This is a genomic window from uncultured Sphingomonas sp. (genome assembly GCF_946477935.1).
Taxonomy (GTDB): domain Bacteria; phylum Pseudomonadota; class Alphaproteobacteria; order Sphingomonadales; family Sphingomonadaceae; genus Sphingomonas.
Genome location: NZ_CAMLAC010000019.1, coordinates 1 through 11,969 on the forward strand (window position 1 = coordinate 1; position 11,969 = coordinate 11,969).

General features: G+C 66.4%; 12 protein-coding genes. 6 read left to right on the forward strand and 6 right to left on the reverse strand.

The genetic code is table 11. From position 1 onward, the window contains the following. The coding region (locus Q0U08_RS03795; RefSeq protein WP_298089829.1) for a hypothetical protein at positions 1 to 250 on the reverse strand (250 nt) is incomplete at its 3' end. A 103-nt stretch (positions 251 to 353) separates the two neighbouring features. On the opposite strand from Q0U08_RS03795, the gene Q0U08_RS03800 reads away from it, so the two are divergent. The 3 genes from Q0U08_RS03800 (at position 354) to Q0U08_RS03810 (ending at position 2,704) form a co-directional block, all read left to right on the forward strand. Further along, positions 354 to 812, forward strand: a complete 459-nt coding sequence (locus tag Q0U08_RS03800; RefSeq protein WP_298089830.1) for a MaoC family dehydratase — start codon at positions 354 to 356, stop codon at positions 810 to 812. Positions 813 to 836: 24 nt separating this feature from the next. Then, positions 837 to 2,012 carry an acetyl-CoA C-acyltransferase gene (locus Q0U08_RS03805; protein ID WP_298089831.1) on the forward strand — a complete coding sequence of 392 codons (1,176 nt, stop codon included), beginning with the start codon at positions 837 to 839 and terminating at the stop codon, positions 2,010 to 2,012. 209 nt (positions 2,013 to 2,221) lie between these two features. Continuing rightward, positions 2,222 to 2,704: a pyridoxamine 5'-phosphate oxidase family protein gene (locus tag Q0U08_RS03810; RefSeq protein WP_298089832.1), complete on the forward strand. Its 483-nt coding sequence runs from the start codon at positions 2,222 to 2,224 to the stop codon at positions 2,702 to 2,704. Between the two features lie 47 nt (positions 2,705 to 2,751). On the opposite strand, the gene Q0U08_RS03815 is transcribed toward Q0U08_RS03810, so the two are convergent. After that, positions 2,752 to 3,969, reverse strand: a complete 1,218-nt coding sequence (locus Q0U08_RS03815; RefSeq protein WP_298089833.1) for a polyhydroxyalkanoate depolymerase — start codon at positions 3,967 to 3,969, stop codon at positions 2,752 to 2,754. Between the two features lie 222 nt (positions 3,970 to 4,191). On the opposite strand from Q0U08_RS03815, the gene Q0U08_RS03820 reads away from it, so the two are divergent. Together Q0U08_RS03820 and dcd are read left to right on the forward strand one after the other, a co-directional pair. Then, a complete protein-coding gene (locus tag Q0U08_RS03820) occupies positions 4,192 to 5,964 on the forward strand; it encodes an ABC transporter transmembrane domain-containing protein (protein ID WP_298089834.1) in 1,773 nt (590 codons plus the stop codon). Positions 5,965 to 6,040: 76 nt separating this feature from the next. Further along, positions 6,041 to 6,595 carry a dCTP deaminase gene (gene dcd / locus Q0U08_RS03825; RefSeq protein WP_298089835.1) on the forward strand — a complete coding sequence of 185 codons (555 nt, stop codon included), beginning with the start codon at positions 6,041 to 6,043 and terminating at the stop codon, positions 6,593 to 6,595. A 128-nt stretch (positions 6,596 to 6,723) separates the two neighbouring features. Here the strand turns inward: dcd and Q0U08_RS03830 are convergent, their stop codons facing one another. Then, entirely contained in the window at positions 6,724 to 7,074 is a 351-nt protein-coding gene (locus tag Q0U08_RS03830; RefSeq protein WP_298089836.1) for a tetratricopeptide repeat protein, read from the reverse strand. Positions 7,075 to 7,349: 275 nt separating this feature from the next. Here Q0U08_RS03830 and Q0U08_RS03835 point away from each other — a divergent pair, with 275 nt between their 5' ends. Further along, the gene (locus Q0U08_RS03835) at positions 7,350 to 7,820 is read left to right on the forward strand and encodes a response regulator (protein ID WP_298089838.1); all 471 of its coding nucleotides are present in this window, start codon (positions 7,350 to 7,352) and stop codon (positions 7,818 to 7,820) included. Here Q0U08_RS03835 and Q0U08_RS03840 read toward each other — a convergent pair. From Q0U08_RS03840 to Q0U08_RS03850, 3 genes are all read right to left on the reverse strand, one after another. Continuing rightward, positions 7,754 to 9,769: an EAL domain-containing protein gene (locus Q0U08_RS03840; RefSeq protein ID WP_298089839.1), complete on the reverse strand. Its 2,016-nt coding sequence runs from the start codon at positions 9,767 to 9,769 to the stop codon at positions 7,754 to 7,756. The two genes, Q0U08_RS03835 and Q0U08_RS03840, sit on opposite strands and share 67 nt — an antisense overlap. 174 nt (positions 9,770 to 9,943) lie before the next feature. Further along, the gene (locus tag Q0U08_RS03845; protein WP_298089841.1) at positions 9,944 to 11,089 is read right to left on the reverse strand and encodes a glycosyltransferase; all 1,146 of its coding nucleotides are present in this window, start codon (positions 11,087 to 11,089) and stop codon (positions 9,944 to 9,946) included. Next, positions 11,086 to 11,946 (reverse strand): alpha/beta hydrolase, encoded by an 861-nt coding sequence (locus tag Q0U08_RS03850; protein WP_298089842.1) that lies wholly within the window; start codon positions 11,944 to 11,946, stop codon positions 11,086 to 11,088. Before Q0U08_RS03850 ends, Q0U08_RS03845 begins: the two co-directional genes overlap by 4 nt. Positions 11,947 to 11,969: the final 23 nt, after the last annotated feature.

Below are 11,969 nucleotides of genomic sequence, written 5' to 3' on the forward strand. Positions count from 1 at the left end.
CCGCGAGACTGAGCAGCGCCACACCCTCCGACGAGTTCAGCCGATATTCCTGCAAGAACTGGTTCACCCAGCCCCGGCTCTGCGCCGCGCGCAGGTCGGCAAGCAGGCCGGAGGCATGCCCCATGATCCGCTCACGCGATTCAGGGCTGGTCGCGGCACGGTCGAGCAGCGGCTTTAGAACATCGGGTTCGGCAGCGCGGTACAGCTTTGCCATGGCTTTGCGGGCGTCGGACGCTACGGCAATCGTCATCTTCAAATATCCGGTCAGGCAAGGCTTGCCGAACGACCCGGCCAGCCCCTAGAAAAGCGATACAGCGCGCTTAGCGGCAAATTCGATGGAGGGGTACTCGCCTGTGACGACGATCACCGTCGCCGCGATGCAGGATCGCATCGGCACTGAAACCGTGTCCGACTGGATCACCGTCACCCAAGCCATGATCGACCGCTTTGCCGAGGCAACGGGCGATTACCAGTTTATCCATGTCGATCCGGTACTTGCCGCACAAACGCCGTTCGGTGGCACCATCGCGCACGGCTTCCTCACTTTGTCGCTGATGCCGCAACTGGCCGCCAGCGTCGCCGATGCGCCGGTGATCGAGGGCATGCGGATGGCGGTAAATTATGGCGGCAACGCCGTGCGCTTCATCACCCCGGTGCCCGCCGGCGCGCGCGTCCGCGGACGCTTCAAACTCGCCGCCTTCGACGAAAAGAAACCGCGTCAATACCAGCAGATTACCGACTTCACCGTCGAGATCGAAGGCACGGACAAGCCCGCTCTCGTCGCGCAGTGGATCACGCTCATCTATCTATAGACCCACGGAAAAGGACTGTTCTTGATGCGCTCCGCCGTTATCGTCTCCACCGCCCGCACCCCGATCGGCCGCGCCTATCGCGGCGCGTTCAACGACCTCCCCTCGCCCACGCTGGCGGCCCACGCGATCCGTGCCGCAATCGAGCGCGCCGGCGTCGACGGCGCCGAGGTCGACGACGTGATCCTGGGTGCCGCGCTCCAGCAGGGCCATCAATCGACCAACGTCGCCCGCCAGTCGCTGCTCCGCGCCGGCCTGCCGACGAGCGTCGCGGGCATGTCGGTCGACCGCCAATGCGCCAGCGGACTGATGGCGATCGCCACCGCCGCCAAGCAGATCGTCCATGACCGGATGGACGTGGTCGTGGGCGGCGGCGTCGAAAGCGTCAGCTTGGTGCAGACCCCCAAGATGAACGTCGCCCCCGACCCCGGGCTGAAGGCGATGCATCACGACATCTACATGCCGATGCTCCAGACCGCTGAAGTGGTCGCCAAACGCTACGGCATCACGCGCGAGCAGATGGACGAATACGGCCTGCGCTCGCAACAGCGCACCGCCGAGGCACAGGCGGCGGGCCGCTTCGACGCCGAGATCATCCCCGTCACCGCGACGATGGCGATCGTCGACAAGGATACCAAGGCGGTCAGCCACCGCGAAGTGACGCTCGCCAAGGACGAGGGCAATCGTCCCGATACCAATGCCGAGGGGCTCGCCGCGCTCAAGGTCGTCCTGCCCGACGGCACGGTCACCGCTGGCAACGCATCACAACTCTCGGACGGCGCCTCGGCCAGCGTGCTGATGGAGGAAAAGGAGGCGGAGCGCCGCGGCCTCACGCCGCTCGGCCGCTATGTCGGCATGGCGGTGGCTGGCACCGAGCCCGACGAGATGGGCATCGGCCCGGTCTTCGCGGTCCCCAAGTTGCTCGACCGGTTCGGCCTGTCGATGGACGATATCGGCCTGTGGGAGTTGAACGAGGCCTTCGCAGTGCAGGTGCTATACTGCCGCGATCGGCTCGGCATCCCGGACGACCGCCTGAACGTCAATGGCGGCGCGATCGCGATCGGCCACCCCTATGGCATGTCGGGCGCCCGCATGACCGGCCATGCGCTGATCGAGGGCAAGCGCCGCGGCGTGAAGCACGTCGTTGTCACCATGTGCGTCGGCGGTGGCATGGGCGCTGCGGGACTGTTTGAAGTGCTGTAATTGAAGCCAGTAACCACATCCTTTACAGGTGGCGCAGGCAAGGACATCTGCCTTTCTGCGTATCCCGGCCGCTGCTACGGCTGGTGTACGGGGTTCAGGTTGCAGACTGAACCCCGTACTGATGCTGCGGTCGATGATCGCCGCTGCTTCCCCGCAACCATCCGGCCGCCCCCGTCGTTCTCCCGCCGACTCAAAAAAGGAGACGATCCATGGCAGATCATGACAGCCCGCAGGAAATCGCCGCAAAGTTCATCGGCAAGCTGAAGAGCAGCCCGTATGTGATGATCGGCCTGACCGATGGTCAGCACAGCGAACCAATGACCGCGCAGGTGGATGACGATCATCCCAACACGCTGTTCTTTTTCGCCGGCAAGGACAACCGCATCGCCAAGGGTGGTCAGGCCATGGCGCAGTTCGTCGGCAAGGGGCATGACTTCTTCGCCTGCCTGTCGGGCGAAGTCGGTCAGCATAATGACCGTGCCATGATCGACAAGCTGTGGGACAAGCAGGTCGAGGCCTGGTTCCCAGGCGGCAAGGACGATCCCAACCTCGCATTGCTGCGTTTCGATATCGACTCGGCGGAACTGTGGGAAACCGATGTGTCGGTATCCGGCCGTCTTAAGATGCTGTTCGGCGGCACGATCAGCGCGGAGGAATCCTCCAGCCACGCCAAGGTCGGCTCGGTCGCCTGATCTTTGCCATGCGGGCGGCGGTCACCATCGCCGCCCGCTGCTCGCCGTCACCCGTTGGCGGCGATCCACTCCTTGACCACCGGCGCGATGCGATTGCGCCATTTCGACCCGTTGAAGATACCGTAATGGCCAACGCTTTCGGCCATCAGATATTTCTTCTTGTCCTCGGGCAGCGACGTGGCGAGCGTCAACGCCGCCTTGGTCTGGCCCAGCCCCGAAATATCGTCGCGCTCCCCCTCGATCGCCAGCAGGGCGATGTCGGTAATCGCCGCCGGATCGACCGGGCGACCGCGATGCGTCATCTCGCCCTTGGGCAGCGCGTGCGTCTGGAACACCAGCTTTACCGTCTGCAGGTAGAACTCGGCGGTCATATCGCAGACGGAGCGATACTCGTCGTAGAAATCCTTGGTCTGCTCGGCGCCCTGGCCATCGCCCTGGACCAGATGCTTGAACATTTCCCAATGGCTGATCATGTGATTACCCAGGTTCATCGACATGAACCCGGCCAGTTGCAGAAAGCCCGGATACACGCGGCGGCCGGCGCCCGGATAGGTCATCGGCACCGTCGCGATCGCATTCTGCTCGAACCACGCATGCGGCCGCTCGGTCGCCAGGGTGTTCACCGCGGTCGGCGCCTCGCGCGTGTCGATCGGTCCACCCATCATCGTCAGCGACTTCGGTCGGCACGGATGCTTGTCCGCACTCATCAACGCCGCAGCGGCATAGCAGGGTACGGACGGCTGGCACACCGCCAGCATGTGCGCGCCCGGGCCGATCGCCTCCAGGAACGCGATCAGATAATCGATGTAATCGTCCAGATCGAAGCGCCCGGCGGACATCGGCACCAGCCGCGCGTCGCGCCAATCGGTGATATATACCTCGCACGACGGCAGCATCCGCTCGACGGTGCCGCGCAACAGCGTCGCATAATGCCCCGACATCGGCGCCACGATCAGCAGCTTGGGGCTGTTCTCCACACCCTCGCGCCGAAACCGCTTCAGCTGCCCGAACGGCAGGCGCGTCACGATTTCTTCGGTCACCGCGACCGTGCGGCCGTCGATGGTGGTTTGGGTCAGGCCGAAGGCCGGCTTGCCGCGAGTCGCGGAAGCATGGGCGAACACCTCCAGCGCAGAGCCGACAATGGCGCCGCCGCCGAAATATGCGAAGGGATTGGCGGGGTTCTGCAACAGGCCGGCCCCGAAATTGGCCAGCGCACTCGCACCGGCCATCATCGAACGGTGCATCTCATAGGCGTCGTACAGCATTCGCGATCCTCACTCCCCAAATGGGGTTAGGCCCTGTTTATCACGAAGTGGTCGCCGAATGATGACCAATATATGGCGCCTTCGTCATGTCGGGGCAATTCGTTCCGCCATCGGATTGACCCACCAACGCACGAACCCGCCCGTTCGATGCGCCGGCCGAAGTGCCCCGATCGCCCTGCCCCCCGTTGAGCGCTCTGCCCCACGCTGCTAGGCGCTTGTCGCATGGGTCGTTCCGCCGATACTCCGCCCCGCCGCCTCGGCAGCCTGTCGATGGTCTGGACCTTCGCCTCGCGCTATCCCTTGCAGATCGCGATTGCCGCGCTGTCGCTGCTCACCGCGGCGGCCGCCACGCTGTTCATCCCGCGCACCTTTCAGAAGGTGGTCGACAACGGCTTCGCCGCCGGCGCCGACAAGAGCGATGTCGCGCCCTATTTCCAGGGGCTGCTGCTCGTCGTGCTGGTGCTGGCGGTCGCGACCGCGGTGCGCTTCTACTTCGTGTCCTGGCTGGGCGAGCGTACGGTGGCCGACATCAGGGCGGCGGTGCATCGCAACCTGTTGCGTCTCGCCCCGCGCTATTTCGAAGAGAACCGCCCGTCCGAGATCGCCAGCCGGCTGACCGCTGACACCGCCGTCATCGAACAGGTCGTCGGCTCCACCGTCTCGGTGGCGCTGCGTAACATGGTGATCGGCGCTGGCGGTCTCATCTACCTGTTTGCGCTCGCACCCAAGCTGGCGGCGGCGCTGCTGCTCAGCCTGCCGGTCATCATCCTGCCGATCGTGCTGCTCGGCAAGCGGGTGCGCAGCTATTCGCGCGACAGCCAGGACCGGCTTGCCGATATCGGCGCGATCGCGGTGGAAACGCTGGGCGCGATGAAGGTCGTGCAGGCCTTCGGCCAGGAACTGCGCGAGGCCGACCGGTTCGAGGGCGCGGTGTCGCGCGGTTTCGCCGCCTCGCGCCGCCGCTTCGCGCTGCGTGCGGTGATGACCGCGCTGGTCATCGGGCTGATCTTCACCGGCATCACCCTGATCCTGTGGGATGCGGTTGCCGATGTCGCGACCGGCGACCTGTCGGGCGGCGCGCTGACCGCATTCGTCATCACCGGCATCATCGTCACCGGCTCCTTCCAGGCCTTGACCGAGGTCTGGGGCGATCTGCTGCGCGCCGCCGGTGCCGCGCAGCGCCTGGCCGAACTGCTCGCCGAACAACCGGAAATCGCCGCGCCCCCCGCGCCGGTCGTCCTGCCCATTACCACCATGGGCGCCCTCCGCTTCGAAGACGTCCGCTTCCATTATCCCACCCGCCCGGAGATCGCCGCGCTGAACGGCTTCTCGCTCGACATCCTGCCCGGCGAAACGGTCGCGGTGGTCGGCCCCTCGGGCGCCGGCAAGTCGACGCTGTTCCAGTTGGCCGAACGCTTCTACGACCCCGATGCCGGCCGGGTTCTGATCGACGGCGTCGACCTGCGCGAGGCCGACCCCAGCGCGATCCGCAACCGCATCGCGATGGTGCCGCAGGAAACGGTGATCTTCGGCGCGTCGGCGCGCGACAATCTGCGCTACGGCCACTGGGCCGCCACCGATGAGGAATTATGGGCCGCCGCCGAGGTCGCCAATGCCGCGGATTTCCTGCGCGCATTGCCGGAAGGGCTCGACACCTTCCTGGGCGAAGGCGGTGCCCGCCTGTCGGGTGGCCAGCGCCAGCGCCTCACCATCGCCCGCGCATTGCTCCGCGACGCCCCCATCCTGCTGCTGGACGAGGCGACCAGCGCGCTCGACGCGGAAAGCGAACGCCTGGTGCAACAGGCGCTCGACCGGTTGATGGAAGGGCGCACCACCCTGGTCATCGCCCACCGCCTCGCCACCATCCGCCAGGCGCAACGCATCATCGTGATGGACGGCGGTCGCATCGTCGAACAGGGCCGCCATGCGCAGCTCATCACCGAAGGCGGCCTCTATGCCCGCCTCGCCAGCCTGCAGTTCCACGAGGCCGCCTGAGACCCGCACGGCTGTCGTCCCCCTTGCCCCGCCGCCCCGAACCGGCGATGGAGCCACGCGAAGAAGGGGAACCCGCATGTCCATCCTGTCCGACCGCTGGATTCGCGAAGCGGCGCTCGCCGATCGCATGATCGAACCCTTTGTGGAGAGCCAGCGCCGCGACGGCTGCATCAGCTACGGCCTGTCCTCCTACGGCTATGACGCGCGCGTCGCCGACGAGTTCAAGATCTTCACCAATGTCGACAATGCCCTGGTCGATCCCAAGGATTTCGCATCGAACAGCTTTGTCGATCGCAAGACCGATGTGTGCATCATCCCGCCCAACAGCTTCGCCCTGGCACGGACGGTGGAATATTTCCGGGTACCGCGCGACGTGCTGGTCATCTGCCTCGGCAAGTCGACCTATGCGCGTTGCGGCATCATCGTGAACGTCACCCCGCTGGAGCCGGGTTGGGAGGGGCATGTGACGCTGGAGTTTTCCAACACCACGCCGCTGCCCGCCAAGATCTACGCGAACGAGGGCGCGTGCCAGTTCCTGTTCCTGAAGGGGAACGAGCCCTGCGAGGTCAGCTATGCCGACCGCATGGGCAAATATATGGGCCAGCGCGGAGTGACCCTGCCAAAATTGTAAGGGCCGCTCTTATCGCGACCCCGACCGATCGTAACGCATGAAAGGCGCCGCTCTCCCCGCGGACAAGGCGGAGAGACGGCATCCCTGTCACCGGACGGGCGCCCGCCCCCGGAACGCCCGGCGGCCCGTCAGCGCGACGCCATCGCCGGCGCCAGACGATTCAATCCGGCCTGTGCCACGGCATGCGAGGACAGCACCGCACCCGAGGGCATGTCCATCTGCACCGCATTCCGCTTCAGCACGTCACTGTACAGCATCCGCGCCTCGCTCGCCCGGTTGGTCGCGGCATAGATCGCCGCCAGGTTCAGCATCAGTTCGGGACGATCGGGAAAAATGCGCCGCTCGGCCTGCAACGTCCGCTCGGCACCGGACAGGTCACCCGCCGCGATCTGCACATAGCCCGTCCGTTCGCCGGCCAATGCCGGCATCGCCACCGTCATCCCCGCCACGATCATCGCCATCCGCGCCACTGCACGCATCGCAACCTCCTATGTTTCACTTTTATGACGCGAGAGTGTCACTTTCGTGACGATGATGCAAGCCGCTATGCCCGATCCGGCCGTGCTTCGTCGCATTCTGGTACGACGCAGACTTAACCGTTCTACTTCAATGGCTTGATACAGATCAGCATCAGATCGGTATGAGATTTGTACGATACCGCACCTCAGCTCGGCTGGCCGCGATACTGGTTCGGACTATACCCACAATGAGGGTTAACGCCGGAACGCCGGGGGTGCGTCGCCGTTCACTGCGCATGACTACACGTCCCATCATCCTGGTCGTCGAGGATCAGCCTCTCCTGCTTCTGCACTGCCGCCTGGCGTTTGAGGATGCCGGATACGATGTCATCCAGGCGGTCGATGCGGATACCGCCCTGGAGGCGCTGTCACGGCATCCCGGCATCCGAACGGTGTTTACCGACATCGCCATGCCCGGTTCGCTCAACGGCCTCGATCTCGCGGCGCTCATTCAGGCGCGCTGGCCGGACATCTCGGTGCTGGTCACCTCGGGCGCGGTTTCTCCCCCGCGCAGCACTATTCCGCCGGGTGTCCGTTTTCTGCCGAAGCCCTATACCGTGCGGCAGCTTCTCGACGCGCTCGCATCGCAACCGGCGCCGATCCCGGCAAAGGCGCTCGCGCCCGTACACGACTGCACCGGTCAGCCGGCCACCGTCACCGGTACCGCGCCTGTCAGTCTCGCCGGCGCGCCGACCAGATACCCCTGAACCTGCGCGCACCCTTCCGCGCGCAGCATCCGCATCTGTTCGTCCGTCTCCACCCCCTCGGCAACCACCAGCATGTCCAGGCTGCGCCCCAGCCCTATCGTGGCGCGCACGATCGAGCGTGAGGCATGGTCGTCCCGCATATTGGCCACGAAGCTGCGATCGATCTTGATCTTGTTGAAGCCGAACTGCTGCAGGCTGCTCAGCGACGAGAATCCGGTGCCGAAATCATCCATGACGACGCCCACGCCTGCGGATTGCAAATTCCGCAGATTGGCCACCACCACCTGACGTTCGTCGATCACCACGCCCTCGGTCACCTCCACCTCGATCCGGTGGGCCGCAATCCGATAGGCGCGCGCCAGGCCGAGCAACCGATCCGCCAGCGCGGGGTCGCGCAACTGCTCGGGCGACAGGTTCACCGCGATCCCCTGCGTCACCGGCCAGCCGGACGCGACCGCCAGCGCTTCCTCCAATATCCAGTCGCCGATATCGCCCATCAGGCCGTTTTCCTCGGCGATCGGCACGAACACGGCGGGCGACACCGCGCCCAGCACCGGATGCGTCCACCGCGCCAGCGCCTCATACCCGATGATCGCCCCCGTGGCGCAGTTCGCGATCGGCTGGAACACGACATGCATCTGCCCGCGGTTCAGCGCGTCGCGCAGCTCATGCGCCATCCATCGCCGTTGGCGCCGCTCCTCGTCCATGCCGCCATCATACAGCCGCGCCCGGTTTCGCCCGTCCGCCTTGGCGCGGTACAGCGCGATATCGGCACAACTGTACAGCTCGTCACCCTGCGTCGCATGCAGCGGCGCCAGCGCGACGCCAATACTGAACCGCGCGGTCGGCTCGGCGGTTTCCCCCGCCGCCAGCGCGAAGATGCGATCGACCAGCGCGGCAGCGTCGATCGCCCCGCTGGGCAGCGGATGGATGATCGCGAATTCGTCGCCCCCCATTCTCGCCACCGTGTCGGCCGAACTTGACGCCGCGATCAGCACCGCCGCCATCCGCCGCAGCACGGCATCGCCCGCCGCATGGCCCAGCGTGTCGTTCACGCCCTTGAACCCGTCCAGATCGATCGCCAGCAAGGCGCATGGCGCGCCGTCCGCCAGGGTCTGCGCCAGCCGCTCCTCGAACAGCAGCCGGTTCGCCAGCCCGGTCAGCGGGTCGTGATGCGCCAGGAACTCCACCTGCGCCTCGATCCGCCGCCGTTCCTCCATCGCGCGACCCATCGTGACCAGGCCCCGCGCCAGCAATCCCAGCTCGTCCTGGCGATCGACACCCGCCACCCGGTCGATCTGCTGCCCCGCGCTCAGCCGGCGCAAACTGCCGGCGAACTGCACGATCGGCACCATCACCCGCCGCCGCAGCCACACGGCCAGACCGATGGTGAACAGCAGTGCGACAAAGGCGGCAAAGGCCGTGCTGATCACCCCGCGGCGGCCCAGCCACAGCGACTGCGCGGTCGCCCGCTGCAATGCTTCGATCAGGCTCTGGCGCGTCGTGATACGACTATTTTCCAGCGCCTTCAGTGCATCCAGAAAGGCCGGCATCCCCGGCTTGACCGATGCACCGTCGCCCTCGGCCGCATCCAGCAGCGCCATCGCCTGCGTGCCGAATACGCGCGCATCGGCGCGGGTTCGGGCGATGCCGTCGCGCACCGCGGCGGGCGTCTCCGGCATGAATACCGCCGCAGACAGTGCGTCGCCGGCGGCAAAGCGCCCGGCCTCGTCGCGCAGCGCCTGCCAGTGCTCCGGCGCCACGATCTCTCCGCGCTCGGCAGCGCGCGTCGCGTCGCCGATCGCCAGTCGCAGGCGACGCAGCGCGGCATCCGAGGCGTCCTGCTCGCGTACCAGTTGGGCAAGCGAATCGATCCGCTGATCGGCCCGCAACATCTGAAGCTCGGTCGACAGTCCCATGCCCAGGATGCCGAAGAACAACAGCAGCAAACCGATGCAGGTCAGGGAAACCCGGGTCCCAAGAGACGGAAGGTACGAGCCGGACTGCATGTCTCGCCGGACTATAGCGAAAAGATTAGGATTGATTAAAAATGATATGCATTGCGCCGGCGAAAGCGTTCAGATTGCTCCAAAACGGTAGCAATAATCCTTTTTTGCCATGGCTCATGTCCGCCCCAGCAGCGCGCCGGGACGACCCAGTGCATCTTCGTACAAGGCGGCGTAGCGTGCGATCATCACGCTTTCGTCGAACTCGGCCCGCGCCTTGGCCTGGTTGGCCGCGCCCACCATGCGGCGCAGCTCGGCATCGCGCATCAGCGCCTGGATGGCGTCGCGCAGCCGCACCTCGCCGCCATGTTCGGTGATGAACGGGCGGTTCTCCTCCGCCACCATCAGCGGCACGTCGCCCACCGGCGGGCTCGCGATCGGCAGCCCCGCCGCCATCGCCTCCACGACTGAGATCGGGAATTGCTCGCTGCGCGACGACAACGCCAGCAGGTCGAAATGCCGGATGAAGCGCCATGGTCGGTCGATAAAGCCCGGCATCAGCAACCGGTCGCCGATCCCCATCGCCAGCGCCGCCTGTGCAATCCGCGCGCGTTCCGGTCCTTCGCCGACGATCACCAGCCGGAACCGGCCGGATACGCCGCCCATCGCGCGCACCAGCGCGGTCAGATCCTTCACGTCGCGCAGGCCGGCCAGCGCGCCGACCACCACCTCCCTGGGATCGCGCACGAAGCCGGGGATCGCATCCGGCTCGGGCTCGCGGGCATAGGCCATGGTGGCGATGCCGTTGTGGATGCGCCGCACCCGCTCGCGCGGCTGTTTCCAGACCTGGAGCGCGATCCCCTCCAGCGCCTGTGACGGCACCACCAGCGCCCGTACCGCGCCCAGCGCCATGCGGCGGTAGAGATTGCGCTCCACCTTCAGCCCGCTCGCCTCGTCGGCGTTGAACCCGTCCTCGTGATGGATGATCGGCGGCATGCCCTTGGCGAAGACGCGCGCCGCCATCGGCCCGTCGATCGCGCCCCAATTGTAGCTCAGCACCAGGTCGAACCGGCGCATATAGGCGGCGATCGCCTCGTACCGCCGGACCGAGGGCTTGCCGGTCAGCGACGGCGCGTCCTGCGCGATCTCGTAGCGGATGCCCTTGGCGATCGCGTCGCGTGCGTCCAGCTCGTCCGGCACGCCCGATATGATCACGTGTCGCGCGGCATCGCCGAACGCGTTCATCAGGCGCACCGCCCGCGCCTCCTTGCCGCCCAGCGAGAAGGCGGAATGCAGGTGCAGGATACGGACCGGGTTCGTCATGCCGCCACCTTTTGCAGCAGTCGCTCGATCGCCGCGATCACCGGCGGCTCGGTCAGGGTCGGCGCATGACCGACCTCGGGCACGGTCACCAACTCAGCATCGGGCAGCGCCGCCGCCATCCGCTCCGCCACGCCCGCCGACAGGATATCCGATCGGCCCCCGCGCACTACCAGCACCGGCACGCCCGCCAGCGCCGCCAGCGCCTGCCACATGTCCGGCCCAGCCTCCGCCCCCGGCACGCGGAACGGCTCGGCGATCTTCAAATCGTAATCCAGCACGATCCGCCCGGTGCTCGTCAGCCGGTACAGCCGCTTGGCCATGCCCAGCCAGTCCGGGATACCCCAGCCCGGATGGATGTCGCCATGGTTCTCCGCGACGCAGCGCGCGGCGTGCATCCAGGTCGGGAAGCTCGATGCCCGGCCGACATAGCCGCGGATGCGCGCCAGCCCTGCGCCCTCGATTTCCGGTCCGATATCGTTCAACACCGCGCCTGCGATCCGCCCCCGCTCCGGTCCCGCCATCAGCATCGTCACGATCCCACCCAGCGACGTTCCCACCGCCACGAACCGTCCGATCCCGGCCTCGGCCAGCAATCCTTCGATATCCTGCACATAGGTCAGCGGGACATAGGACATCGGATCCTTGGCATAGGCGCTCTCGCCGCGTCCGCGCATGTCCACCGCGATCACCCGGCGGCGGCCGGCGAAACGCTGCGCCACGCCTTCGAAATCGCGCGCGTTGCGGGTGAGGCCGGGCAGGCAGATCAGCGGCGGCAAGGCGGGATCGCCTGGATAGTCGCGCGCATGCAGGCGCAAGCCATCGTTCGACCACCAGTATAAATTCTCGTACGCCGTCATGCTTGCACCCCGCGCTTAGGCGC

What these genes read in the sequence shown, in the direction of transcription:
- Q0U08_RS03805 (WP_298089831.1), top strand. Translation starts at nt 837, where the DNA reads ATGCGCTCCGCCGTTATCGTCTCCACCGCCCGCACCCCGATCGGCCGC.
- Q0U08_RS03810 (WP_298089832.1), top strand. Translation starts at nt 2,222, where the DNA reads ATGGCAGATCATGACAGCCCGCAGGAAATCGCCGCAAAGTTCATCGGC.
- Q0U08_RS03815 (WP_298089833.1), bottom strand. Translation starts at nt 3,969, where the DNA reads ATGCTGTACGACGCCTATGAGATGCACCGTTCGATGATGGCCGGTGCG.
- Q0U08_RS03820 (WP_298089834.1), top strand. Translation starts at nt 4,192, where the DNA reads ATGGGTCGTTCCGCCGATACTCCGCCCCGCCGCCTCGGCAGCCTGTCG.
- dcd (WP_298089835.1), top strand. Translation starts at nt 6,041, where the DNA reads ATGTCCATCCTGTCCGACCGCTGGATTCGCGAAGCGGCGCTCGCCGAT.
- Q0U08_RS03830 (WP_298089836.1), bottom strand. Translation starts at nt 7,074, where the DNA reads ATGCGTGCAGTGGCGCGGATGGCGATGATCGTGGCGGGGATGACGGTG.
- Q0U08_RS03835 (WP_298089838.1), top strand. Translation starts at nt 7,350, where the DNA reads ATGACTACACGTCCCATCATCCTGGTCGTCGAGGATCAGCCTCTCCTG.
- Q0U08_RS03845 (WP_298089841.1), bottom strand. Translation starts at nt 11,089, where the DNA reads ATGACGAACCCGGTCCGTATCCTGCACCTGCATTCCGCCTTCTCGCTG.
- Q0U08_RS03850 (WP_298089842.1), bottom strand. Translation starts at nt 11,946, where the DNA reads ATGACGGCGTACGAGAATTTATACTGGTGGTCGAACGATGGCTTGCGC.